This window comes from Bifidobacterium sp. H6bp9 (genome assembly GCF_032193695.1).
GTDB lineage: Bacteria > Actinomycetota > Actinomycetes > Actinomycetales > Bifidobacteriaceae > Bombiscardovia > Bombiscardovia kimbladii.
Map to the genome: position 1 here is coordinate 146,525 of NZ_JASTZY010000004.1, position 24,470 is coordinate 170,994.

Genomic DNA, 24,470 nt, shown 5'->3' on the forward strand with positions numbered 1-24,470 from the left:
AGATGACCGATCGTCGTGTCGTGACTTATGCCACAACCAAGCTGCTCAATCAAGCCACCGCAGCCCGGATCCTGCTGGAGCTGGGCGACCTCCTGGCCCGTCAGGATCGGGCCGACCTGGCGCTGACCGGTGGCCGGGACGCGGCGGATGTCTATGCCCTGATGGGTGCTGATCCCCTGAGCCAGAGCGTGGACTGGAACAGGGTCCACCTCTGGTGGAGCGATGAGCGGTTCGTGGGCCTGGAAGACCCGGACCGCAACGACGAACAGGCACGGCGGGCCTGGTATGGCTCGCTGATCGACCAAGGGCTGCTGCCCCAGGCCAACGTGCATCCCATGCCCGTGGACACCCGCAGCCCAGCTCAGGTTGAAGCCGCTGACCAGGAGGAGAACGAACGGGCCCTGAACCAGGCGGCAGCCACCTATCAGCAGGAGATTATCGACCAGCTCGGCCCTGATGGAAACATGGATCTAGCCGTCTTCGGCGTGGGCCCCGACGGCCACTATGCCTCCCTCTTCCCCGACCGCTCCGAGGTCAGATTGCAGGATGATGATTTGCTGGTGACGGGCGTCAGCAACTCCCCCAAGCTGCCGCCGCTCAGGGTCACCATGACCACGCCATTCATCCGCCGGACCCCCAAGGTCTGGCTCTTCACCTCAACCGCTGAAAAGGCTTCGGCCGTGGCTGCAGCCCTGGGAACCACAGACGACCCCCATGTCCCCTCCTCGTATGCCAGGGGCACCCTGGAGACCCTCTGGCTCCTGGACGCTGATGCCGCCTCGAAACTGCGCTGATCCTTCAGCAACAAGAGCCTCTACAGATTTCAGGACTCCGAAGATTCCTTATCCGCAGCAGGGACGGAGCTTTCGGAGTCTTTTCTAGTCATTTGTTCGATAGCCCGATCGGATTCGTCGACGATCCAATCCATGGCGTGGCGGGCACCCTCTGCATCGCCCCGCCGTATCAGCGCAGCCACGTCCCCGTGCAGCCGCAGCGCCTTCTCATCAGCCTTCCTGGGCATAAGCTCATGCCGGGTCCGCCCAGACAGCACTGAAGCAATCACATCGCCCAGGGCCGCGAACATAGCGTTGCCCGATGCCTCAAGCAGGGTTCGATGGAAGGTTTCGTCAGCCCGAAGATAGTCCGGCCCGTCGGCCCGGTCAGCGTTGGCCACCATGTCAATGGCGGCCCGCGTCAGCTTCGCCCAGTGATCCTGATCAGCGTGGCTGGCCGCCAGCTGGGCAGCCATGGGCTCCACGCATGCCCTGAGCTCGGACAGCTCATGCAGGGTCCGCCCCCGGCCAGGTCCGCGCAGCCTCCACTCGATCACCCGCGGATCATAGATATTCCAGAGCCGACGGGGGTTGACCGTAGCACCGACCTTGCGTTTGACGGTGACCAGACCCATGGCTTCAAGAACCCTGGTGACCTCCCTGGTCACCGTGCGCGAAGGCCTCTGGCTATCCAGATCCGGAACGGGCAGCCGGTCGCCCGGGGCGATGGCGCCATCGACGATGGCCGCCCCCCACTGGTCCAGGAGCCGGTCATGCAGGGTGCCTTCTGTAGCGGTTTCGTCCTCAGGCTTGCTCGCGCTTTCCACGAATTCCACTCTAGCAACCGGGTTCGTTCCCAAAGGGATCAAACGATTCTGCAAACAAGCGGAGGCTCAATCCTGTCCTCAGCATGCCATCTTCCAAACCGTCCCAGGTGCGTGTAAGATATGGTCTGTTAAGGCATACGTAATATCACGCTGTCGATATTACGTAATGCAAAAATAAGGGCCGGAAAGCTGCTCAGGCCGGACGGTTCGCATCCTCAGAGAAGAGGCAGCCATGCTTTTAGCGTCGCAGCCGACAGCCGGCGGGTACCTGACCCTGGCGGCGAGTCAGGCCGTTTCCCTGAACACCACCCAATTGGGCATCAGTCTGGTGCTCAGCCTGGCGGTGCTCATTTTCCTGGTCACCGTCGTTAAGCTTCATCCCTTTGTCTCCCTGCTGGGTGCCGCCCTGGTGGTCGGCATCGGTTCCGGCTATGGTCCCGTGGCCACCCTGACCAGCTTCACCGGCGAGTTCGGCTCCACCATGGGCTCCGTGGGCATTCTGATTGGCCTGGGAGCCATGATCGGCAAGGTCCTCATGGACACCGGAGCCACCGACCAGGTGGTCAACACCCTGGTCGCCAAGTCCAAGCCCGCCACCATCCCTTGGATCATGGCCCTGATCGGCGCCCTGATCGGCCTGCCCATGTTCTTCGAGGTTGGCCTGGTCATCCTGGTCCCGGTCATCATTCTGGTGGCCCGCCGTACCAAGCTCCCGCTGATGCGGGTGGCCATCCCCACCCTGGCAGGCCTGTCCATCATGCACGCCTGCGTGCCTCCCCACCCCGGCCCCCTGGCAGCCCTGAGCCAGTTCAAGCAGACCGGCAATGTGGGCCTGACCATGATGTTCGGCATCCCCTTCGCCCTGATCACCCTGGTCGTCGTGGGCCCGGGCTTCTCCCGGCTGGCCTCCCGCTGGGTGCCCATCCAGGCACCGACCGACTTTGTGGCCAAGAGCGAGCAGGCGGGCAAGGAGGAGACCCGACTGCCCTCCTTCGCCATCTCGGTCTGCTGCATCCTGCTGCCGGCAGTCCTCATGCTGCTGACCTCCATCTTCGAGATCGCCATTCCCGGCTTCAAGGATCGCACGGACGGCCTGGCACAGACCATCAACTTCATCGGCAACCCGGTCATGGCCCTGGCCATAGCACTGATTGTCTCCATGCTGGTCCTCAAGGCCGCTTCGGGCATCTCCTGGAAGACCGTCAATGACTCCCTGGGAGCCTCGCTGCCCGCTGTGGCAGGCATCCTGCTGATCGTGGGCGCAGGCGGCGGCTTCAAGGGCGTACTGGTCTCCACCGGCATCGGCAAGATCATCGGCACCTTTGTGGAGCACTCCAACATCTCCATCTTCCTGCTGGGCTGGGTCATCGCCGTCTTCGTGCGCATCGCCACAGGCTCGGCCACCGTCTCCATCCTGACCACGGCCGGCATCCTCAGCAACGCCATGACCATGATGCATGCCGGCTCCACGGCCACTACGCTCCTGGTCATCGCCATCGGCGCCGGCTCCATCTTCCTCTCCCACCTCAACGACGCAGGCTTCTGGCTGATCAAGGAGTACTTCGGCCTGAGCGTTGGCGAGACTCTGAAGACCTGGTCGGTTCTGGAATGCCTGCTGTCGGTAGTGGTTCTGGTTCTGGTCATGATCGCCAGCATCTTTGTGCCCATCACCGCCTGAACATCATTGTCAGATTACTTTTCAGAAAGGTTGCACATGGTCGACACATCATCAAAGAATTCCGACGCGCTGAGCGCAGAGGATCACCCGGAGCCCCAGGTCCCCTCGGCAGTGGACAACACGGTTCCCCCGGACTATTTCCAAGGCCGCACGCCCGTTCTGGTCATCATGGGAGTCGCCGGCTGCGGCAAGACCACCATGAACGAGCACCTCGGCAACAAGCTGGGCTGGGACATGGCCGAGGCCGACGACTTCCACCCCCAGGCCAACATCGACAAGATGGCCCGCGGCATCCCCCTGAACGACGAGGACCGTTGGCCCTGGCTGGAGAGCATCCATGATTGGATCGAGGATCACATGCGCCGTGGAGTGCCCGGAACCGTCACCTGCTCGGCCCTGAAGCGGATCTATCGTGACCGGTTGCGAATGCCTGGGGTGGTCTTCATTCACCTGAGCGGGGACTACGACTCCATCATGGAGCGGCTCTCCAAGCGGAAGGGCCACTTCATGAAGCCGCAGATGCTGCGCTCCCAGTTTGATGATCTGGAGCCCCTGGGACCGGACGAGGTCCACCTGACCATCGACGTGGGTCTGCGCATGTCCCCTGAGATCGAGGCCGAAGAGGTCATCGACACCCTGGGACTGCAGTGCGACGTCAAGGCGCACACCGCTCAGGTTCAGGCCGAGCGCGCCCGGCAGGCAGCCCGCCAGTAGCACCGACGATTCGGCCCGACCGCGGCCGACCACCAACCATCGCGGTCAACTTCACACTGTTGCAGTCAAGGGAGAGGAACTGACACTATGAAGATTGGCATGATCGGCCTGGGACGCATGGGCAAGAACATGGCGGACCGTCTGCGCACCGGCGGCCACCAGGTGGTCGGCTACGACATCGCCCCGGACTCGGGCAGGGATGTGGACAGCCTGCAAGCCCTGGCCCAGGCCCTCGAGGCCCCCCGAGTGATCTGGGTCATGGTCCCGGCCGGCAAGCCCATCGAGTCCACGCTCGATCAGCTGGGCGAGCTGATGGAGCGCGGCGACCTGGTAGTGGACGGGGGCAACACCCGATTCACCCAGGACCAGGAGCACGCCCAAGCCCTGGCCGCCAAGGGCATAGGCCTGGTGGATGTGGGCACCTCCAACGGCATCTGGGGCAAGGAGAAGGGCTACGCCCTGATGGTCGGCGGATCGGACCAGGACGTGGCCCGGATCCAGCCCATTCTGGACACCCTGAAGCCCGAGGGCGACTACGGTCTGGTCCACGCGGGAGGAACCGGCGCGGGCCACTATGCCAAGATGGTCCACAACGGCATCGAGTACGGGATGATGCAGGCCCTGGCCGAGGGATATGCGGTCCTGGAGGCCTCCGACCTGATCAAGGAGCCGGGCGAAGTGGTGGAGTCCTGGCGCAAGGGTTCGGTCATCCAGTCCTGGCTGCTGGACCTGCTGGCCCAGGCCCTGAAGGAGGACCCCCACCTGAGCGGGATCGCCGGCAAGGCCGATGAGACCGGCGAGACCAAGTGGATGATCGCGGACGCCCTGGAACTGGGGGTGCCCACGCCGGCCATCACCTCGGCTCTCTATGCCCGCCAGTCCTCCAAGATCGAGGACCCCATGACCATGAAGGTGGTCTCCGCCCTGCGCAGCGCCTTCGGCGGCCACCCCATCGTCAGGGAGTGACCGGATTTCGGGCCGGGTACCAGTAGGATCCCACCTGCGGACGGACCTGAACCATGGCGCCGTCATCGGCGAAATCCAAGGGAGCGAAGACGATTTCGCGATGGCAGCCGTCACCCTGCCCGCCCCTGGCGAACCTGTGGTAGGCCACGATCCAGTCGTCCCGGTCCGGCACACGGGTGATGCAGTGATGCCCAGTAGCCAGGATCCCCTTGGCATGATCAGCCTTGATCAGGACCTGGGGCGCGGTCCAGGGCCCGTCCAGCGATGGCGCGCTGGACCAGCGGATCCGGTAGCTCGGATCCCTGGTGTCGTTCTCCGACCAGGAGGCATAGTAGGTGTCTCCCCGTCGGCAAACAGTGATGGCTTCGCGGAAATTGTCGGGCACAGCGGAGCGCACCGAACCCTCTTCCAGACGCAGGCCGTCCGAACTCAGCCGCCCCATGTAGGCACGGCCATTGCCCCAGAGCAGATAGGGCACGTCGTCGTCATCCACGAAGACCGAGGGATCGATGGGCAGGCAGTCGTAGTCCCCCCTGGCGATGAATGGCTCCTGGGCCGTCCGGAAGGGCCCAGCTGGACCAGGAGCGACAGCCTGGCCAATCTGCCCGTCGGCCACAAAATACAGGATGCAGCGTCCCTGGCGCACCAACAGGCAGGGAGCCCAGGCGCCCTGTCCCCCATGCCACCAAGGAACCTGATCCAGGTCCAGGATTTTTCTGCGGGTCCAGTGGCATAGGTCACCGGATTCATAGACGTAGAAGGCGTGCGAGGACCAATCAGGCAGACCGTCCTCGGTGCAGTAGAGGTACCAGCGGTCCCCGATCATGACCAGATCCGGGTCCGCACAGTAGCGATGCAAGGGGCTGCTCGCCAATCCCATCCCCCTCGACCCTTGATGCGCGCTTGCGAATTCCTCCATGGACTGTGACTCCGATTCCTTACGAGTGCGGCGGCCGGAACCTCCGACCGCCGCCATTGGCTGCGACCTTGCAACCGGCCGCCTTACCCCTTGACTGCTCCGGCAACCAGCCCGGAGACGATCCACTTCTGGCAGAAGATGAAGAAGACGAAGACCGGGATCAGGGCCAGGACCGTGATGGTCATGAAGCTGGGCCAATCAGTGGTGAACTGGCCGACTGCGTTGTAGACCTGCAGGACGATGGTGCGCAGGCTGGAGCTGCTGATGAAGACGTTGGCGGTCATGAAGTCGTTCCAGGTCGACATGGTCTGGAAGACCACCACTGTGGTCAGGATGGGCCTGATCAGGGGCAGCACGATGCTCCAGAAGATCCTTAAGGGACCGGCCCCGTCGATCCTGGCGGCCTCGATGACCTCGAAGGGCAGGGACTGCATGTAGCCCACGATCAGGAAGTAGCAGAAGACTGCCCCGCCCAGGTACATGATGATCAGGCCCAGGAGCGTGTTGACCAGCCCCACGCTGGACTCCATCCGGTAGAGGGGGATCAGGGTGGACTGGGTGGGAATGACGAAGGCGATCATGAGGATCACCCCGATGACCGAGGTGAAGATCGACTTGCGCAGGATCATCCCGTAGGCAGCCAGGGCTCCGATCAACACCTGGAAGAGGACGCCGAAGAAGGTGACGATCAGGGTGTTGACCAGGCTGCGGACGATGGGCACCGTAGCGAAGGCCCGCGTGTAGTTGCGCAGCGTCCACTGCTTGGGCAGGCCCAGGGGATTGGTGGCCATGTCGGGGATGGTCTTGAAGGTGTTGATCAGGATGTACCAGAGGGGCACAGCGCAGATCAGGGCGATGATCAGCACCACCACGCTTCTGACCGCCGAACGCCGCCGTTCCCGCTGGCTCAGGGTCAGGGTCGAGCTCTTCCTGCTGCTCATTGGAACCTCCTGGAAATCAGGCTGGCGGCGCCCATCTGAGCGAAGACCACGAGGGCCGTGGCCAGGGTGAACAGGACCGCCAGGGCCGAGCCCAGCCCATACTGGGACTGGCCGATGCCCTGCTGAATGATGGACTGGGTCACCGTATAGGTGGAGTACCCGGGGCCGCCCTTGGTCATGGTGTAGGGCAGGTCGTAGACCTTGAGGCCTCCCGACATGAGCAGGAAGCTGGAGGTGACGATGCCCGGGATCAGCTGGGGCAGGGTGATGTGGACGAACTGCTGGCGGCTGGTGGCCCCATCCACCGTGGCCTGCTCATAGAGGTCACCGGGAATGGACTGCAGAAAGGCCAGGTAGAGTGTGGCATGCCAGCCGATCTGAGCCCAGACCGCAATGAAGATGACGCAGCAACGGGCCAGGATCGAGTTGGACAGCCAGGGCACCGGACCCAGACCGAAGACGCCCAGAATGGTGTTGAAGACGCCTGACTTCATGGGTGAGAAGATGTACTTCCAAACCATGCCCATGATGGCCAGCGATGGCACGCTGAAGAAGAAGAACAGGGAACGGGCGAAGTTGCGGCCCCAGAACTTCCGGTTCAGGGTGACAGCCAGGGGAATGGCGAAGATGGTCACCAGGACCGTCTGAGCCACGGCGTACAGGATGGTGAACACCAGGCCCTGCATGGTCGACGAATCGGTGAACACGCTGTGGTAGTTCTTCCAGCCCACATAGTGCATGTTCAGGCTGTAGCCGTTGAAGTCGGTCACCGAGTAGATGATGGTCTGCACCAGCGGCACTGCGAAGAGGACCACGAAAACAGCCAGGATAGGCAGGAGGAACCAGAAGGAGGTCAGATCCTGCCGCAGGCCGAGCATGCGCCGCCGATGGGCGTTGGTACGCTCCGCCGCAGATTGGGTAGCCATGATCCAGCCCTTCCTACTTGACCGAGGCCATCTTGTCGTCGATGGCCTTGGCCCACTGATCCAGGTTGATGGATCCTTGGACCAGCTGCTGGGTCTCGGACTGGCGGACGGTGGTCAGCACATCCGGCTTGGCGTAGAAGTTCATGAGCAGGAAGTAGTGGCCCGGCTGCACGTTGGCCCGGTAGACCTGCTCATACTCGGGCTTGACCTTGGCCTTGAACCCCTGGACGGTGATGGCATCCCCGTTGTCGGCCGAACGCTGCAGGGCCCAACGGCTGTCCATGAAGGTCAGGAACTTCTGGGCTGCCTTGAGCTTGGCGCCCTTGAGATGCGAGTAAATGGCGTAGGCAGGCGATGGCGATCCCTGGGCGTAGTTGACCATGCCCTTCTCCATGAGCGGCATGGGGGCCATGCCATACTTGAGCCCGGACTGGCCGATGGATGGCAGGTCCCAGGGGCCGGTGCAGATCATCGCCACCTGGCCGTTGATGAACTGGGTCTTCATGTCGTCGCCGCTGATGCCGACCGTGTCCCGTGTGACCAGGCCCTGGTCGTAGAGCTTCATCCAGGCCGCAGCCGCCTCACGCTGATCACTGCCCGGCTTTTGAGGACGGCGGTCGATCAGGCTGGTCACATCAACCTTGTCCCTGTCGAACTGCGAGCCCATGAAGGCATCGGGGATCCTGCTCGGGCCATCGGCGATGGTCTCCAGGAAGGGCGTGACCCCAGCGGCCTTGAGCTTCTTGCACAGCTGCAGGAAGCCATCCCAGGTCTGCGGCACCTCCTTGGCGCCCGCCTTGGCCAGCAGATCCTTGTTGTAGACGATGCCCGAGGCCCAGGAAGACACGGACATGCCGTAGACCTTGCCCTGGTGACTGACGAAGTCCTTGTTGGCCTGGGAGATGTTGCGCATGAAGGGCTCGTTGGTCAGGTCGCGCACGTAGCCGTTCTTAATCAGGTCAGCCTTGTTCTCGGAGGTGATGATGAACACATCCGGGGCCTGATTGCCGACCAGCCGGGTCTGCAGGGTCTGGATGTACTCGGGGGTCGGCGGCGAGTAGCTGAAGTCCACCTTGATCCCCGGGTTCCCCTGCTCGAATTGGTCGATGTATGGCCTCATCACCTGTTCGTTGTTCCATGACAGGAAGGTCAGCGTGGTCTTGGACCCGTCAGCGCCACCAGCCCCGCAAGCACCCATGGCCGACACCACCATGCCGACCCCCAGCGCCGCAGCTATGCCCTTCCATGCTCGCTTCAGCTTCATGACTCCTCCTTGCAATCAATCCTCTGAGCATCCGTCCGGGCTGTTCAACGTCGAGGCCCGGGAATTGACACGATTCAACTGCTGTCACAATATGGTATAGCACGTCGGTTGAATCGTGTCAATTATATTCTGATAAGGCCACCCGCATGCCTAAGATAATGGCTGAACCCCGGGAAAGGTGCGAGATGGTGACGATGAGCGATGTGGCCAAGGAGGCGCAAGTCTCTCGGGCCACTGCCTCCTATGCCCTTCGAGGCGATACACGCATAGCGGATGACACCAGGCGCAGGGTCCTGCTCGCAGCTCGCAAGCTCCGCTACTCGGCCAACCTGTCAGCCAGAAGCCTGCGCTCAGGCAAGAGCGGCATCATCGGGGTGGCCATCTTCGAGCTGGACAAGCCCTATCCTGCGCAGATGAGTGCGGCCATCTCCCGGCAGATCAACGCCCACGGCATGCAGGCCATCATCCAGCAGACCTCCAACTCCAAGCAAGACGAGGTCTCCATACTCCGGCATGTGACCAGCCAGCTCTGCGACGGCACCATCTTCAGCCCAGGCAGCATCACCAACGAGGAGATGCAGGAGCTGGCCGACGGCAAGCCTCTGGTCCTGCTGGACGACCCCTCGGCCCAACCGGTCTTCGATTCGGTCATGACGGCCGGATTCGAGGGAGCCACCATGGCTGTGCGGCACCTGCTGGACTGCGGATGCCGACGAATAGGCGTAGTGGGTTCCGACATGACGGACAGCGCTGATCCGGTCCAACGACATTCGGTCCGCGGCCGCAGGGTAGCCGGCTGCCTGAAGGCTCTGAAAGACGCCGGAATGAAAGCCCGCCCCAAAGACTTCCTGCCCCTGGACCGCTGGGACGGGGAGATGGCCCGCGATCTGGGCCATCATCTGGCGGACACGTCCGGCCTGCCCTTTGACGGCATCTTCTGCATGACCGACTCTCTGGCCTTAGGTCTGATTCGAGGACTGCACGAATGCGGCGTGGAGGTCCCCCGAGACCTGGCCGTCGTGGGATTCGACGGCATCCAGGAGGGAGAGTCCTACATACCCTCGCTGACTACCATCAGCACCGACAAGGAGGATCTGGCCCGCAAGGCGGTGGATGCCCTCCTGGCCCGTCTGCAGGGCGACGACGATAATCGTCCTCCCACTCGGACGACTGCAGCCTGCCGGCTGGTGATCCGGGAATCCACAGCCAAGATCCGTTGACAGGTTGACAAAAGGGTCCGCGCTGCCGATTTAACGGCTGTGCGGACCCTTGCGATTCTGGCGAGAAGCTCAGTCCTGCTTGATCTCGGACTTGTCCTCGGCCCAGAGGGTGTGGAAGGCGCCTGGCTGATCCACGCGCCCATAGGTGTGGGCGCCGAAGAGGTCACGCTGGCCCTGAATCAGGGCGGCGGGGAGCCTATCGGAACGCAGCCCGTCGTAGTAGGACAGGGAGCTGGCGAAGACAGGGATGGGGATGCCGGCCTGGGTGGCGCGGGCCACGACACGCCGCCAGGAATCCTGGGCCTGCTCGACCGCCTGCTTGAAGAAGGGGTCGAAGAGCAGGGAGCCCGGCTCACGGCCAGAGGCGTATGCATCGGAGATCCGATTCAGGAACTTGGCCCGAATGATGCAGCCGCCACGCCAGATGCGGGCGATGGCACCCATGTCCAGCTTCCAGCCGTAGACCTGGGCACCCTCCTGCATCTCGTTGAACCCTTGGGCATAGGCCACGATCTTGGAGGCGTAAAGCGCCTGACGGATGTCCTCGATGAAGGACTTGCGAGCCTCGGGGTCGTCGGCCAGGTCGGACATGACGGCCTTGGGCTGCGGCCCCTTCAGACCCTCTTGGGCCGCCTGACTGCGCAGCTCCGGCGAGGAGGACAGCCCCCGGGCAAAGACGGCCTCGCCGATGCCGGTCACGGGCACGGCAAGATCCAACGCGGTCTGCACGGTCCAGGTGCCGGTGCCCTTCATGCCGGCCTGGTCGGTGACGATGTCGATGAAGGGCTTGCCTGTGGCAGCATCGGTGTGATGGAGCACCTCAGCGGTGATCTGCACCAGATAGGAGTTCAGATCCCCCTGGTTCCACTCTTCGAAGACCTGGGCGATGGCCTCAGGCTCCATGCCCAGGCCCCGGCGCATCAGGTCATAGGACTCGGCGATCACCTGCATGTCGGCGTACTCGATGCCGTTGTGGACCATCTTGACGAAGTGGCCCGCGCCGTCAGTGCCGATATGGGTGACGCAGGGCTCGCCATCGACCTTGGCGGCGATGGACTCCAGGATGGGCCCCAGGGTCTTCCAGGACTCATCGGTCCCGCCGGGCATCATGGAGGGCCCCAGGAGGGCGCCCTGCTCGCCACCAGAGACGCCGCAGCCCACGAAGTGCAGCCCACGGGCCCTGATGGCCTTCTCCCGACGGATAGTGTCCTTGAAGTAGGCGTTGCCAGCATCGACGATGATGTCCCCCGGCTCCATCAGGTCGGCCAGGTCGTTGATCATCTGGTCGGTGGGATCCCCGGCCTTGACCATGATGATGGCCGTGCGGGGCTTGGTCAGCGAGGCCACGAACTCCTGCAGGGTCTTTGCCGGAACGAACCGGCCCTCCTGGCCATGATCGCGGATCAGGGTCTCGGTGCGCGAATAGTGGCGGTTGTAGACCGCTACGGTATTGCCGTGCCGTGCCAGGTTCCTGGACAGGCTGGCACCCATGGCGGCCAGACCCACGACTCCGATATTGGCTTGAGCTTGTGTCATCACATCACCTTTCGACGGTAGCCCGGAAAGGCCGGGCACCAGGTTCCATGCCGTCAATTCTATGGCCCGGACCCGATTTGGGCCAGGCTCCCCAGGGTGAGATTCCACTCACTCAGCCCTTGTGGTGCTTGCCGCCCTTGATCTTGCGGGAGGGCAGGACCACACGCGTCAGCTTGGGAACCGCCCGGGTGGAGACGAACAGGGGCTGCACCTCCACGATGGGGTTGTAGGGAGCCAGACCGAACCATTTGATCGGCGAGCCCGCCACCTTGCGGATGGCGTACTTGACCTTCAGCGAGAAGGCGCCGCGGGAGTCGATCTTGGACTCGGGCATCAGGGCCTTGTGGACCAGCACATAGGTGACCGTGCCGATCTGCGGGTCCTCGTCCACCTTGGGGTAGATGGAGGGCTGCTTGGGCAGCTCGCCGCTGTCGATCAGCTCGTGCATGATCTGGTGCAGGTAGGTGGCCACATTCTGATCCACCTTGAAGCCCAGCCTCATGCGCACGCGGAAGAGGTAGTTGGTGCCGAAGTTCTCCACCGAGTACTTGCGGGTGTAGGGGGCGTCCGTGGTCTGGACCGAGACGGCCCACCAGGCCCGGGCCCGCTTGGGCCGGTTGGCGAAGATGGAGAAGAAGATGTCGGTGTCCAGCCGCCGCATCTCCGCATCCGAGGTCAGATAGACCAGGTTGTCCGCATAGTAGGGGACGCGGAAGTCGTTATGGAGCATCTCCAAGGCGGGCAGACACTCCTTGGCGGTCATATGCCGGCGTTGCGAACGCTCCACCTTGGTGCCCACATCCCAGGTGTACATGATGTAGAGGATGGCCGCGGTCAGCAGCATGGTGAACCAGCCGCCGTGCATGAACTTGGCCATGGAGGCCATGAAGAAGAGGATCTGGATGGCCAGGAAGACCGCAGCGAAGAGCAGGGAGAGCATACGCTTGCCGTCGTGCCAGATGTAGTCAGCCAGCAGAACGGTGGTGGTGATCATGGTCACCGTCAGAGCCAGTCCGTAGGCGGCCGAAATATGCTCGGAATCCTTGAATATGGCCAGCACCGTCAGCGTGGCCACACACAGGACCCAGTTGATGGTGGGGATGTAGAGCTGGCCGCGGGTACGCGCCGGGTAACGCACCTGAAGGTGAGGCATCCAGTTGAGGCCGGTGGCCTCCGAGACCATGGTGAAGGCGCCCGTGATCAGGGCTTGCGAGGCGATGACGCCGGCCGTCACCGACAGGAGGACCGCCACGTACCGCACGGTGGTGGGCATCATCTGGAAGAAGGGGTTGAGCCCGTCCACACCCTGCAGGGCCTTATTGTCGCGGTTTCGCAGGATCCATGCCCCCTGGCCGAAGTAGTTGAAGACCAGAGCGATGTTGATGAAGGGCCAGGTGGCGTAGATATTGCCGCGGCCCACGTGGCCCATGTCGGAGTAGAGGGCCTCGGCTCCTGTGGTCGACAGGAAGACCGTGCCCATGATGGTCAGTCCCACCGGATTCTGCGGGCTGAAGAGGAAGCGGATCCCGTAGACCGGGTTCAGCGCCTCGAAGATGGACCAGTCGTTGCCGATGCAGTAGATGCCGATCAGGGCCAGGAAGGCGAACCAGACCATGACCACGCTGCCGAAGACCTTGCCGATCCGCTCGGTTCCGCGCGACTGGACCGCAAACAGGATCAGGATGATCACGAAGGTGATGACCATGGTCAGGTTTCCGTTTTCACGGAAGATCGGAGTCAGCACAGGGATGGTCTTGAGTCCTTCGACTGCCGAGGATATGGAGACCGCCGGGGTCAGCACCGAATCAGCCAGGAAGGCTGCGCCGCCGACCATGGCCGGGATGGCCAGCCATTTGCCGTAGTGCCGGACCAGGGTGTACAGGGCGAAGATGCCGCCCTCGCCCTTGTTGTCGATGCGCATGGCCACCAGAACGTACTTGACCGTGGTGATCAGCGTGATGGACCAGAAAACCAGGGAGAGCATGCCCAGCACGGCCGCCCTGTCCACACGGGCCATGCCTCCCTGCCCGGCCACGAAGGCCTGCATGGTGTACAGGGGTGAGGTGCCGATGTCTCCGTAGACCACGCCCAGGGCCACAATGCACATGCCCAGGCTGATCCTGTCTGGCGAGGACTGCACCCGCCGCCACCAGCGGCCCAGAGGACCCTTTGGCGGGGTGCGACGACGCTGGGCTGCCCGCTGGGCCTCGCGCCGGACCCGCTTGAGCTCGTTCTCCTCCTCCCGGGTGCGGGACTTGGCAGAAATCTTGGGAGCCTTGGTGAAGCTCTCCTGAGGAAGTATCGATTCTTTCGTCGGCCGACCCTTACGACGGGCCGTCGTCGGCTTCGCCGCTTTTTCACCGGATAACCGGGGTGGTTCGTCAGCGCCCCTGCCATCATCCTGAGCCGCCAACTCATGCCGCTCATCCGCCATAGAGCCCTCCATCGGCCAATGCCTTCACTCATCTACTTCCGGGTGCCGTATGTTGCTGTGCGCACACGTGCGACGACAACCGTAGCACTCTCCCCCCACACTTGGCAGAGGTGATTCAGACCGCGACACACGATTAGCTTAATCCCGCCCTGGCACTATGCGTCGAACATCCTTCACAGGCCATAAACCCGGCGCGTGGTGGCTGCCGTCGCTTCGGCCACTTGAGCCAGGGGGCGATCCAGGGCATCAGCCATAGCACGCAGGGTGTAGGGAATCATGTAGGGGGAGTTGGTGCGTCCCCGGTAGGGCATGGGACTCAGGTAGGGCGCATCGGTCTCCACCATGATGTGGTCCATGCCGACCACGGACAGGGCCTGGCGGATTCCCTCGTTGCCCTTGTAGGAGACCGTCCCCGAAAAACTCAGATACCAGCCGTGCTCGGCGGCCACCTGGGCCATCTGCGCATCCCCCGAATAGGAATGGAAGATCGTGCGCTCGGGGGCGCCGTCCTCCAGCAGGGTCTCAATAACCTGTCCATGGGCGTCGCGGTCGTGGATCTGCATGGGCAGGTCCAGCTCCTTGGCCAGGGCGATGTGATCGCGGAAGGCCTGCCGCTGGATCTCTTCGGCCCCTTGGCCGGTTCGGAAGAGGTCCATGCCCGTCTCTCCGATGGCCACCACCTGGTCGGGATATGCGCGAGCCAGACGGGCGACCTCCTCAAGCGCCTGCTCGAAAGAAACCTCATGCCAGGGCTGATATTGCAGCGGCAGTCCATCCGGCCCCGGCACCCCTCGATGGCCGTGCAGGACGGCCTCATTGGGATGGATGGCCAAGGCCGCGTGAACCACCCCGGGATGGGCCAGTGCCAGATCCACAGCCGTCTGCAGGTTGGGCAGCTCGCAACCCACGTCGATGGCCCCGACCACCCCCACAGCACGGGCCCTTTCCAGCTGCTGGTCGACTGTGCGGACGGGGACCGGATCCTGCCCGCGCTCCCTGGCCTGCCGGTCCATCTCCTGGGCGAAGGGGACCACGGAGGCCATGTGGGTGTGATCGTCGATGACTCCGATGCCTTCGGGCAGTGGCTCGGGATCGGGAGCCCAGCTGCGGTTGCGATGATGCTTGCTCATGGTCCACAGTCTAAGGTCTTGTGCGGCCCAATCTTCGACCCGCCCAGGTGGCCGACTCCGCCAAAAGGAAGGACTGCAGCTAGAATCACCTCTGACGGCCCAGGACCAGCCGGATAGGAAGAACGAAGAAGCAGCCGTCGTCCGTCTGCCAGTCCCCCGCCGCCGCGGTACCGTTGCCGAAGGCAGAAAAGGTGGATTATGTCTATGGATTGGCAGCCCTCGTTCGAGGCGACCAGCGCCTACCTCTTCGTCCACTTCACCGGCCATGAACAGGCTGAGACGGATGAGCAGCTCTACTTCGCCCTCAGCCGGGACGGCCTGCACTGGCATGACCTGCGCGCCCAGGGAGACCCTGTTCTGACCTGGAGCGAGGGCGAGGGCGGCGTACGCGACCCCTATATTGTTCGAGGCCCTGACGGCCTCTTCCACATCATCGCCACCGACCTGTCCGTCTACCACAGGGGCGGCTGGCAGGAGGGCCGGTCCACGGTGGATGGATCCACCGGCCTGGTCATCTGGGATTCGCCGGACCTGGCCCACTGGGGCAGACCCCGCCTGGTGGACGTGGCCTCGGCCATTCCCAAGGCGGGCATGGCCTGGGCACCGGAGGCCTGCTGGGATGCCGACAGGGGGCAGTGGATAGTATTCTGGGCCACAGCTGCCTCCGACAGCGCCGAGGACCCGGCCGCAGCCGACCTGGCCAACGAGCTGGGTGACGGCATCAACATGTACTACGCCACCAGCACTGATCTGGTTTCCTTCTCCCGCCCGGTCAAATGGATCGACCGCAGCAACGGGATCATCGACACGACCATGCTCAAGGCGCCCGACGGCTGGTGGTACCGGGCCTCCAAGGATGACCAGATCACCCTGGAACGCACCCGCAACCCCTATGCGGCCACCCACGAGCTGGTGCGTACCGACGACGACCAGGCCTGGTCATACCTGTCCAACCTGACCGACATCTTCGGCCAGGGGCGCTACTCCTCGCGGTATCTGGAGGGCCCCGAGCTCTTCCTCTACAACGATGCCGACGCCGCAGGACCCGACGGCCGAACCATGCCTTTCGGCTTGATCTGCGACCAGTTCGCCGAGGGCCGGGGCTATCTGCCCTTCCGCTGTGCCGATCTGTCTTCCAGAGAGCGGCAGGACTGGGCCTTGGTCAGCGACATGAACTTCGGCCGGCTGACCAAGCGCCACGGCTCCATCATGCCCATCACCGAGAGCGAGTACCGAATTCTGAAGCGCACCCTGACCCGCTGAGCGGGCGGCAGCACGCAGGCAACCATGACGAAGCCTCACACGAATAAAATCCCATAATCGTGCGTAAGTGCTCCAATAAATGCCTCCACTTCTACCGCAACAGGGAACGCGGCCAGTAAAACTCAGACCTGGGCTAGAAGAGCCAAATCAGGACATGTTCACTTCTCGTTTTTCATGAGACTGTTCCCGAAGCTACAGACCCACTCAAGTCCCTAGCGTCAAGTCCCAGTTATCCTCGATCAGTCCGGCATCCACTTAATCCATTGGGGTCTGCATCAGGTGCAACTCCGGATCCCGGGTGTGTCTAGGCCCAGAATCCGGAGATCATATATGGCGTGGATGCCCCTGGACCAGAAGATCCAGCTCGGGTCCTGACACGCGCTTCAGGTCGACACCGTCTGTCGTTACAGCAACCTGGAACCTGGTGCCCCGCACCTCCAGCTCGTAGGTCATCGAGCGCCAGGACGAAGGCAGGCGGGGGTCAATGCTCAGCCCGGTCCCGCCGGTATCCCGAAGGCCGCCGAAGCCGCAGACCAGGCTGGACCAGACGCCTCCGCAGGCAGCCAGGTGGATGCCGTCGGTCGTGTTGGCATGCAGATCGTCCACGTCCGTAAACAGGGACCGGCGGAAGTACTGCATGGCCAGCTGGTCATGCCCCACCTCAGCGGCAAGGATGGACTGGGAGGCTGCCGACAGGGTCGAATCCCCAGTGGTCAGCGGATCGTAGTAGTCGAAGTCGGCCCGCTTCTGCTCCGGAGTGAACCAGGAGCTGAGCAGGTAGAGAGCCATGACCACGTCGGTCTGCTTGAGCACCTTGTGCCGGTAAATGACCAGCGGATGGTAGTGCAGCAGCAAGGGTCTGGCCGTGAACCGATCAAAATGCCAGCGTGGCCGCTGCATGAACTGGGCGTCCTGGGCATGAACCCCCTCCTGATCGTCGAAGGGGACGAACATGGCTTGAGCCGCGCTGGACCATTTGTCGGCCTCCTCCTCGTCAAAGTGCAGCCTTTCGCGTATGCCACCGATCAGATCTGGGTGCTTCTCCCGTAGGTGCTGGTAGGCCTTGTAAGCGGCCAGGAGGTTGAACCGGGCCATCTGGTTGGTGTAGAGGTTGTCGTCAACCAGGACCGTGTACTCGTCGGGGCCGGTCACGCAGTGAATGTGGAAGCGTCCGTCCTCCTTGTAGCGCCCCAGGCTCATCCAGAGACGGGCCGTCTCCACCAGGATGTCGATGCCCTCAGCCTGCAGGAAGTCTTCATCGCCGGTGACCTGCACATACTGGGCCACCGCGTAGGCAATATCGGCATCGATGTGGTACTGGGCCGTGCCCGTAGGGAAGTAGGCGGAGGCCTCCTCACCGTCGATGGTCCTCCAGGGGAAGAGGGCGCCGTTCAGGTTGAGTGCGCAGGCCCTGCGCCTGGCGGCAGGCAGCATCAGGTAGCGGTAGTGAAGGACGGCTCTGGCCCGGGCAGGCGCTGAATAGATCAGGAAGGGGAGAATGTAGATCTCGGTGTCCCAGAAGTAGTGGCCGCTGTAGCCGGACCCGCTCAGACCCTTGGCACCCACGCCGTTCTCGATCTGGGCTGTGGACTGGGCCAGCTGGAAGAGCTCCCAACGCACCATCTGCTGGGTACGACCGCCATCGTCGGCCTGAATGCGGATATCCTGACGCTCCCAGAACCGATCCAGCCATTCCCGCTGACGCCGCTCCAGCTGATCAAGAGAGAGGGTGCTGACCTCCTCCAGCCGATCGCGGCAGTCCTCGACCAGATTCCTGGTCCCCTCGCCCCGGGTCTGCACGACCAGACCATTGCCGCTGGTGCCAGCCGGAAGAATGGGGTGGCTGCGATAGACGGCGTAACGGATCAGACGGGTGGAACCGCCCTTGGGCACGTCCATGCGCCAACCGGAGCCCTCGACAGGCCGGCCGTCCCTGAACTGCCTGACGCCCAGGGCCAGGCTGAGCCGTGAATTATTGCAACGGAAGACCCTGCAATCCGCACTCAGCTCACCGTAGACCGCATTGTCCAGCACCTCATGGATTCCACAGCCGTCCACAAAGGTCGACTTGCGGGGGTCACTGGAGTTGACATGGCGGGGGTTGTCGGCGTTGACCGGACCCTCGACGACCACAGCCATGTCCCGGTCGGGCGACTCGACGGTCAGCGTGCAGACGCTCAGGCTGCGGTCATACAGGCAGACCATGCGGGTGAGCACGGTCTTCAGGTGAATGCCGTGGCCTAGATCGTACAGATTGGTGGTGGTTGCGATTCCGGTTCGGAAGTCCAGTCGCTGAGTGGTCTTCTCCGGCCTGCCCAGAGGCAGCCCTTCCACCTTGAGGGTGAAGTCCGAAGCATCGGGCACTCCTTGGATCAGCTGACCCACTTGGGCGTATCCGTAGGCGCTTTCGGGATGGGCTATCCGGAAGGTGTCATGGAATCCGCTCAGGAAGGTACCGTTGCCCAGGCAGCGTTCCCCGCCGCCTTCGCCCCTGACGCCGACGGAGCCGTTGGTGACCGAGAAGACTGTGGCGCTGACCGCATCGGGCCGACCGTTCTCGCTGAACCCCCACTCTTCTACAGGGAAGCGATCCTCATCCAGACTGGGGTCCTCCGCCTGTGCACGCTCGCTGGCATCGTCGTCGATCAGCTCGATCAGCTGGTCCACCACCAGGTCCGCGCCCGCCTTGAGCAGCTGCTCGCGGCCGGCACCCCTGTTCACGCCCACGACCAGGCCAAACCTGCCCGCGTGACCGGCGGCCACGCCAGAGAGGGCATCCTCGACCACAACGGCATCCTCATTGCGCAGGCCCAGCACCTTGGCCGCATAGGCGTAGGTGTCCGGGGCCGGCTTGCCCTGAAGGCCCATCTCGTCCTTGAGATTGCCGTCCACCACAGTGTCGAAGTATCCGGCGATCCCAGCGGCCTGGAGGACCTGGGCCGTGTTGCGCGAACTGGACACCACAGCCAGACGCTTCTTGTCGGCGCGCAGATGCCTGAGCAGATCCACGGTGTCCGGGTAGGGATCGATGCCCTTCTGCTTCAGCATCCGCTCAAAGGTCATGTTCTTGCGATTGCCGTATCCGCAGACGGTGTCCAGCTGCGGATCGTCATTGGGGCTGCCCCAGTCCAGTTCAATGCCCCTGCTGCGCAGCAGGGCGTCGACACCGTCATAGCGGGGCCGGCCATCCACATAGGCGTAGTAGTCCTGCTCCGTGTAGGCCGGGACGTTCCCGGGCAGGACCTGATCGAACAACGCCTTCCAGGCGGCCTTGTGCAGGATGGTCGTGGGCACCAGCACCCCGTCCAGATCGAAGAGCACACAGGCGAATTGGGCAATCTTCATGGTTACTCATCCTATGGGTCTTCCATGACGAAAGAACCCGGCGGTTCGAAGAGCCGCCGGGCGAGAAGAGAGAGAGAAGAAGGGGTTCAGTTATCGGGGCCGCACGACCCCCATCGGCCAGTACTTCAACCGACAGAACAAATATAACCAGCGCTACCTTGGAGGAAGTGCCCGAAAACCTCAAAGTTCTCTGTGAATCACGAATGCCGTCCCGGGCGCGTCGACCGTCACTTGCCCTGGTCGCCCAGCTTGGCCTGCTCCGCCTCGAATCGGGCGCGCTCTTTGGCCTTGCGGCGGTCCAGTTGCTCCTGGAAACGATCCAGCTCCTCCTGCACGGCCTCCTTGGGAATGCGCGGAAAGATAGGTGTGGGCCGTTCGATCGGCGTGCCGTCCCTGAGGGGCTCACGCGCCCAAGGGTGGACCGTCTCCCCCAGCCGGTAGTCGCCGGTGATGATGGGATAGTGGAAGCCGGACCGATCCAGGTCGTCAACCTCCTCGACACGGGGCAGGGGCGAGAAGGTGCCCTTGCCGCCCATGGTCTCCCAGACCCGCTGAGAAGCATGCGGCAGGAAGGGGGCCAGCATGGTGTTGGCGTCCAGCACGGCCTGCGCTGCGGTGTGCAGGACGGCAGCCAGTCGGTTCTGGTCATCCTTGATCTTCCAGGGCTCCTGGGCGGAGATGTACTTGTTGATATCGCCCACCAGAGCCATGGCCTCGACCAGGGCGGCCTTCTGGCGATGGTGCTCGATCAGGGAGCCCACGGTATCGAAGGCCTGCAGGCTGCGGTCCAGCAGGGCAGTATCCTCCTCGGTCAGCCAGTCCTCCTCGATGCGGGGGATGCTGCCGAAGTCCTTGTTGAGCAGGTTGGCCACGCGGTTGACCAGGTTGCCCCAGGAGGCGGCCAGCTCCTCGTTGTTGTGCCGGACGAACTCCGCCCAGGTGAAGTCCGAGTCCGAGGTCTCCGGACCAGCGATGGAAATGTAGTAGCGGACTGCATCGACCGGGTAGCGCGCCAGGATGTCCTTGACGTAGATGACGATGCCCCGCGAGGAGCTGAACTTCTTGCCCTCCATGGTCATGAACTCGCTGGCCACCACCTGCTCGGGCAGGTTGAGCTCGCCGTAGGATCCCGGCTGTCCGCCCTTGGACCCCTGGCCGTTGTAGGCCAGAATCTCCGAGGGCCAGATCTGCGAGTGGAAGGTGATGTTGTCCTTGCCCATGAAGTAGTAGCCCAGGGCCTTGGGGTCATTCCACCACTTGCGCCAGGCCTCGGGGTCGCCCTGACGGCGGGCCCACTCGATGGACGCCGACAGGTATCCGATGACGGCGTCGAACCAAACATAGAGCTTCTTGTTGGGGTCGTCGACCCAGCCGTCCACAGGCACGGGAATGCCCCAGTCGATGTCGCGGGTGATGGCTCGCGGCTTGACCTCCTTGAACAGCCCCAGGGAGAAGTTGAGCACGTTGCTGCGCCAGCCCTTGCGGGTCTTCAACCAGGCCAGGTTGGCCTCGGCCAGGGCGGGCAGATCCAAGAAGAAGTGCTTGGACTCCTCGAACCGGGGGGTCTCCCCGTTGATCTTGGATACGGGGTTGATCAGCTCGTCCGGATCCAGCTCGTTGCCGCAGTTGTCGCATTGGTCGCCGCGAGCGCCGTCAGCACCGCAGATGGGGCAGGTCCCCTCGATATAGCGGTCCGGCAGGGTCCGGCCAGTGGAAGGCGAGATGGCCACCTTCTGCTGGCCTTCATAGATGTAGCCATTGGCCCTGCACTGGCGGAAGAGCTCCTGCACCACCTTCTCGTGATTGCCGGTCGTGGTCCTGGTGAAAAGGTCATAGCTGAGCCCCAGATCGCACAAATCCTTGACGATGACCCGGTTGTAGCGGTCGGCGATCTCTTGGGGACCCACACCCTCGGCGTCAGCCTCCACCAGGATGGGAGTGCCGTGCTCGTCAGTCCCCGAAACCATAAGGACATCATTGCCCTTCATGCGTTCGTAGCGTGCATAGACGTCCGAGGGGACGCCGAACCCAGCGACGTGGCCGATATGACGGGGCCCATTCGCGTAGGGCCAGGCGACGGAAACAAGGATATGACTCATACCAGCAAGATTATCGGCTCAGGCCTACAATCCCCCTGCTCGTCCACAGGACTGCCGTCGAGCAAGCAGATTATCCACAAGTACACAAATTTGGCCCTCCTTCAGGCAAACTCGGAACCAGCCATTTACAGTCGAACCATGAATCGAGAACACGTCCTCGGGGGAGTGACGTGGACGCCTACCACTGCCCATGGCGCCAGTCGCACCCTCAGAGCTAGAACAAAGCCGCCAGGCCGAACACCGCACGCCGACACCGCTCAACAGTGGCCCGGACCACCAGCCGGGGCAGCGCCGATGCGCACCCGCGGCCGTCCTCCTACGACCGATTTTGGGGCCCTGACCCCCGATCCCAAGCCGCTGCCCAGTCTGATCCAAACCGGAGATCTGCCCGGCCCGCTCAGCCTCAGCCTGTTGGTGAATGAGGGGATCGTGACCTGTCTGGACCGATCCTGCTGCTATCTGAACGAACAGGCTGAGGGACTCTACGGTCGCGCCTCCATCGTCATGCCCATGGTCCCTTACGGCGCAGCAGCATGTGGCGGACTGGCGCTCTGGATATGGATCAACGGCCGTTTCCCCGACACGCTGGACATTATCTCCAACTCCCACTTCCGCACGCCCGTTCACGGCAGGCCCCTGCACCCCCACCAGCGACAGCTGGATGCCCGCTATCTGATGAAGCTTGGGAAACTTTGGGTGACTTCGCCGCTCTGGACGGCCTGCGACCTGGCCTGCGACCCCTCAGGCCAGTGCAACGGAGAAGAGACCATGGCGGTCTTGCATGAGCTGATGGAGCGATATCAGGTCAGCTGCGGATCCTGCGAGGCGCTTCTGTCCTCCAACCCCCGCTGGCCTGGCCACGCTCAAGGGCTGGAGACCATAAGAAGACTCAAGGCGATCCTATGAGTCTGACAGTGAGGTATGCCCGAGGTACGCACGGCCATCATCGGCACCGAGGCAGGGCCCGGAGCCATCGTGGGTTGTCCGCCACTGAACGCATGGCCCGGCTCATGACTGCCATCAGCAGCCGGTCGCGCTCCCCAGCAGATGACGATTTGAGCCAAGACGAACCTGATGGCATCCACCCGATGGCCGAGATGCGCGCCCCGCCACCGGAGCCTCCCCTGGTGCCCACAGCGCTGATGGCCACAGACCCCGCGACCGACCCGAGCATCCTCTGGGCCATCGCCCGAGAAGAGCCTGAGCTGCGCCGGTGGCTGGTGGCCAATCCCGCTGCTTCGCCAGCCCTGCTGGAGACCATCTCCCAGCTGGGCGGGCCCGGTGTGCGCAGAGCGCTGGAGGTGCTGCTGGATGAGGGAAAGGGGAATCAGTCCTCTTTATCCTCTTGAACGGCCAGGGCATAAATCCGCTTGCGATTAGGCAGGCTGCCATCAGCCAGGGGGTGCTCGGCAGCTACCCGCGCGATGGCTTCCTTGAGCCGCAGGCCCTCGGTTCGGGCCAGATCACGTGCCAGAACCGCCAGCCGCCGATCATCCATGGCCTCAGGATCGTTGCGCCTTGCCTCCAAGGCGGATGCACCAGCCACGACCAGGACCATCTCTCCCCGGGGAGGATCCTCCTGGAGGGAACGCACAATTTCACCGACTGTGCCCCGCCGAATCTGTTCATGTTCCTTGGTCAGCTCCCGGCAGAGGGCCATGAGCCGGTCGGGGCCGAAGACCTCCTGAAGGTCCTGCATAGCCTGATCGATGCGGTGGGGCGTCTCGTAGAAGACCATGGTCCGCTCCTCGCTGCGCAGGGTGCGCAGATGCCGCAACCGCTCCTGGTGCCGACGGGGGAGAAACCCCTCATAGCAGAAGCGGTCGGTCGGCAGACCAGAGAGGGCCAGGGCATCCAGCACGGCGCTGGGGCCAGGGGCACAGGTGACCGGTATGCCTCGCTCAATGGCCCGCCTGACAATGGCCATGCCCGGATCATTGATGGTGGGCATGCCTGCATCTGAGACCACCAGTGCGCAGGCTCCGTCACAAACCTGATCCAGGATGGGATCGGCCATCCGCCGCTCGTTATGATCGTGATAGGCCACCACCCTGCCGCCTACGCGCACCCCCAAACGATTGGCCAGATCATAGAGCCGCCGCGTGTCCTCTGCTGCCACCAGGTCCGCCGACTGCAGGAGCTCCACCAAGCGTGTCGAGGCATCGGCGACATTGCCTATAGGCGTGGCCGCCAGCACCACTGTTCCACGTGAAACACTGGGTGAATGCGACCCTGCATGGCTTTCTCCACCCTGTATATGTCCATCGCTCCGGCCGTTCATGCTGCTCATGCCTTCAGTATGGCCTAATCTAGGGGTGATGACATCTTTGGCAGGGCTTTCTTCGCAGCATCGCTCCTCCAGACACGGCAGGCACGCCGCCCACCGGTCCGGTCGCCCTGCCATGCTGTCCATCTTCAGCACTCCCAAGGGTCAC

Annotated in this window: 18 protein-coding genes and 1 pseudogene; 8 read left to right on the forward strand and 11 right to left on the reverse strand. The window is 63.2% G+C overall.

From position 1 onward, the window contains the following. Positions 1-2: 2 nt before the first annotated feature. Positions 3-794 carry a 6-phosphogluconolactonase gene (gene pgl / locus QRX40_RS06705; protein WP_313837205.1) on the forward strand — a complete coding sequence of 264 codons (792 nt, stop codon included), beginning with the start codon at positions 3-5 and terminating at the stop codon, positions 792-794. Positions 795-823: 29 nt separating this feature from the next. Here pgl and QRX40_RS06710 read toward each other — a convergent pair whose 3' ends face one another. After that, positions 824-1,600 (reverse strand): FCD domain-containing protein, encoded by a 777-nt coding sequence (locus QRX40_RS06710; protein ID WP_313837207.1) that lies wholly within the window; start codon positions 1,598-1,600, stop codon positions 824-826. A 232-nt stretch (positions 1,601-1,832) separates the two neighbouring features. On the opposite strand from QRX40_RS06710, the gene QRX40_RS06715 reads away from it, so the two are divergent. From QRX40_RS06715 to gnd, 3 genes and pseudogenes are all read left to right on the forward strand, one after another. Then, positions 1,833-3,278: a GntP family permease gene (locus QRX40_RS06715; protein ID WP_101431850.1), complete on the forward strand. Its 1,446-nt coding sequence runs from the start codon at positions 1,833-1,835 to the stop codon at positions 3,276-3,278. A gap of 36 nt (positions 3,279-3,314) precedes the next feature. Beyond that, positions 3,315-3,992, forward strand: a complete 678-nt coding sequence (locus QRX40_RS06720; RefSeq protein WP_313837208.1) for a gluconokinase — start codon at positions 3,315-3,317, stop codon at positions 3,990-3,992. Between the two features lie 54 nt (positions 3,993-4,046). Beyond that, a pseudogene (gene gnd, locus QRX40_RS06725) lies at positions 4,047-4,958 on the forward strand (phosphogluconate dehydrogenase (NAD(+)-dependent, decarboxylating)); the annotation flags it as partial. Here gnd and QRX40_RS06730 read toward each other — a convergent pair. The 4 genes from QRX40_RS06730 to QRX40_RS06745 form a co-directional block, all read right to left on the reverse strand. Continuing rightward, positions 4,948-5,838, reverse strand: a complete 891-nt coding sequence (locus QRX40_RS06730) for a family 43 glycosylhydrolase (RefSeq protein WP_313837210.1) — start codon at positions 5,836-5,838, stop codon at positions 4,948-4,950. The pseudogene gnd and the gene QRX40_RS06730 overlap by 11 nt on opposite strands. 122 nt (positions 5,839-5,960) lie before the next feature. Next, on the reverse strand, positions 5,961-6,818 hold the full coding sequence (locus tag QRX40_RS06735) for a carbohydrate ABC transporter permease (RefSeq protein ID WP_313837212.1): 858 nt from the start codon (positions 6,816-6,818) through the stop codon (positions 5,961-5,963). After that, entirely contained in the window at positions 6,815-7,744 is a 930-nt protein-coding gene (locus QRX40_RS06740) for a sugar ABC transporter permease (RefSeq protein ID WP_313837214.1), read from the reverse strand. The genes QRX40_RS06735 and QRX40_RS06740 overlap by 4 nt, the downstream gene beginning before the upstream one ends. Positions 7,745-7,757: 13 nt before the next feature. After that, the gene (locus QRX40_RS06745) at positions 7,758-9,008 is read right to left on the reverse strand and encodes an extracellular solute-binding protein (RefSeq protein ID WP_313837216.1); all 1,251 of its coding nucleotides are present in this window, start codon (positions 9,006-9,008) and stop codon (positions 7,758-7,760) included. A 185-nt stretch (positions 9,009-9,193) separates the two neighbouring features. On the opposite strand from QRX40_RS06745, the gene QRX40_RS06750 reads away from it, so the two are divergent. Further along, positions 9,194-10,228, forward strand: coding sequence for a LacI family DNA-binding transcriptional regulator (locus tag QRX40_RS06750; protein ID WP_313837218.1), 1,035 nt, complete (start codon positions 9,194-9,196; stop codon positions 10,226-10,228). A gap of 69 nt (positions 10,229-10,297) precedes the next feature. Here QRX40_RS06750 and gndA read toward each other — a convergent pair whose 3' ends face one another. The 3 genes from gndA to QRX40_RS06765 all read right to left on the reverse strand — a co-directional run bounded on the left by gndA (position 10,298) and on the right by QRX40_RS06765 (position 15,328). Further along, positions 10,298-11,764 (reverse strand): NADP-dependent phosphogluconate dehydrogenase, encoded by a 1,467-nt coding sequence (gndA, locus tag QRX40_RS06755; RefSeq protein ID WP_313837219.1) that lies wholly within the window; start codon positions 11,762-11,764, stop codon positions 10,298-10,300. A gap of 112 nt (positions 11,765-11,876) precedes the next feature. After that, a complete protein-coding gene (locus QRX40_RS06760; RefSeq protein WP_045923878.1) occupies positions 11,877-14,198 on the reverse strand; it encodes a KUP/HAK/KT family potassium transporter in 2,322 nt (773 codons plus the stop codon). 173 nt (positions 14,199-14,371) lie between these two features. Next, positions 14,372-15,328, reverse strand: coding sequence for a TatD family hydrolase (locus tag QRX40_RS06765; protein ID WP_313837221.1), 957 nt, complete (start codon positions 15,326-15,328; stop codon positions 14,372-14,374). Positions 15,329-15,526: 198 nt separating this feature from the next. On the opposite strand from QRX40_RS06765, the gene QRX40_RS06770 reads away from it, so the two are divergent. Further along, complete coding sequence (locus tag QRX40_RS06770) at positions 15,527-16,591, forward strand: glycoside hydrolase family 43 protein (protein ID WP_313837223.1); 1,065 nt, start codon at positions 15,527-15,529, stop codon at positions 16,589-16,591. Between the two features lie 324 nt (positions 16,592-16,915). Here the strand turns inward: QRX40_RS06770 and QRX40_RS06775 are convergent, their stop codons facing one another. Then, positions 16,916-19,936 carry an HAD-IA family hydrolase gene (locus QRX40_RS06775; RefSeq protein WP_313837224.1) on the reverse strand — a complete coding sequence of 1,007 codons (3,021 nt, stop codon included), beginning with the start codon at positions 19,934-19,936 and terminating at the stop codon, positions 16,916-16,918. Between the two features lie 227 nt (positions 19,937-20,163). Next, positions 20,164-22,035 (reverse strand): methionine--tRNA ligase, encoded by a 1,872-nt coding sequence (metG, locus tag QRX40_RS06780; RefSeq protein ID WP_313837226.1) that lies wholly within the window; start codon positions 22,033-22,035, stop codon positions 20,164-20,166. Positions 22,036-22,329: 294 nt separating this feature from the next. Between metG and QRX40_RS06785 the strand changes: the two genes are divergently transcribed. Further along, the gene (locus QRX40_RS06785) at positions 22,330-22,941 is read left to right on the forward strand and encodes a hypothetical protein (protein WP_313837228.1); all 612 of its coding nucleotides are present in this window, start codon (positions 22,330-22,332) and stop codon (positions 22,939-22,941) included. Further along, positions 22,938-23,384: a hypothetical protein gene (locus tag QRX40_RS06790; RefSeq protein ID WP_313837230.1), complete on the forward strand. Its 447-nt coding sequence runs from the start codon at positions 22,938-22,940 to the stop codon at positions 23,382-23,384. The genes QRX40_RS06785 and QRX40_RS06790 overlap by 4 nt, the downstream gene beginning before the upstream one ends. Here QRX40_RS06790 and rsmI read toward each other — a convergent pair. Then, the gene (gene rsmI, locus QRX40_RS06795; RefSeq protein WP_313837231.1) at positions 23,363-24,316 is read right to left on the reverse strand and encodes a 16S rRNA (cytidine(1402)-2'-O)-methyltransferase; all 954 of its coding nucleotides are present in this window, start codon (positions 24,314-24,316) and stop codon (positions 23,363-23,365) included. The genes QRX40_RS06790 and rsmI overlap by 22 nt on opposite strands. Positions 24,317-24,470: the final 154 nt, after the last annotated feature.

Bases quoted from the DNA above. Each gene is read 5' to 3' on its own strand.
- pgl (WP_313837205.1), top strand. From the start codon at position 3: ATGACCGATCGTCGTGTCGTGACTTATGCCACAACCAAGCTGCTCAAT.
- QRX40_RS06715 (WP_101431850.1), top strand. From the start codon at position 1,833: ATGCTTTTAGCGTCGCAGCCGACAGCCGGCGGGTACCTGACCCTGGCG.
- QRX40_RS06720 (WP_313837208.1), top strand. From the start codon at position 3,315: ATGGTCGACACATCATCAAAGAATTCCGACGCGCTGAGCGCAGAGGAT.
- QRX40_RS06730 (WP_313837210.1), bottom strand. From the start codon at position 5,838: ATGGGATTGGCGAGCAGCCCCTTGCATCGCTACTGTGCGGACCCGGAT.
- QRX40_RS06735 (WP_313837212.1), bottom strand. From the start codon at position 6,818: ATGAGCAGCAGGAAGAGCTCGACCCTGACCCTGAGCCAGCGGGAACGG.
- QRX40_RS06740 (WP_313837214.1), bottom strand. From the start codon at position 7,744: ATGGCTACCCAATCTGCGGCGGAGCGTACCAACGCCCATCGGCGGCGC.
- QRX40_RS06745 (WP_313837216.1), bottom strand. From the start codon at position 9,008: ATGAAGCTGAAGCGAGCATGGAAGGGCATAGCTGCGGCGCTGGGGGTC.
- QRX40_RS06750 (WP_313837218.1), top strand. From the start codon at position 9,194: ATGGTGACGATGAGCGATGTGGCCAAGGAGGCGCAAGTCTCTCGGGCC.
- gndA (WP_313837219.1), bottom strand. From the start codon at position 11,764: ATGACACAAGCTCAAGCCAATATCGGAGTCGTGGGTCTGGCCGCCATG.
- QRX40_RS06760 (WP_045923878.1), bottom strand. From the start codon at position 14,198: ATGGCGGATGAGCGGCATGAGTTGGCGGCTCAGGATGATGGCAGGGGC.
- QRX40_RS06765 (WP_313837221.1), bottom strand. From the start codon at position 15,328: ATGAGCAAGCATCATCGCAACCGCAGCTGGGCTCCCGATCCCGAGCCA.
- QRX40_RS06770 (WP_313837223.1), top strand. From the start codon at position 15,527: ATGTCTATGGATTGGCAGCCCTCGTTCGAGGCGACCAGCGCCTACCTC.
- QRX40_RS06775 (WP_313837224.1), bottom strand. From the start codon at position 19,936: ATGAAGATTGCCCAATTCGCCTGTGTGCTCTTCGATCTGGACGGGGTG.
- metG (WP_313837226.1), bottom strand. From the start codon at position 22,035: ATGAGTCATATCCTTGTTTCCGTCGCCTGGCCCTACGCGAATGGGCCC.
- QRX40_RS06785 (WP_313837228.1), top strand. From the start codon at position 22,330: ATGCGCACCCGCGGCCGTCCTCCTACGACCGATTTTGGGGCCCTGACC.
- QRX40_RS06790 (WP_313837230.1), top strand. From the start codon at position 22,938: ATGAGTCTGACAGTGAGGTATGCCCGAGGTACGCACGGCCATCATCGG.
- rsmI (WP_313837231.1), bottom strand. From the start codon at position 24,316: ATGAACGGCCGGAGCGATGGACATATACAGGGTGGAGAAAGCCATGCA.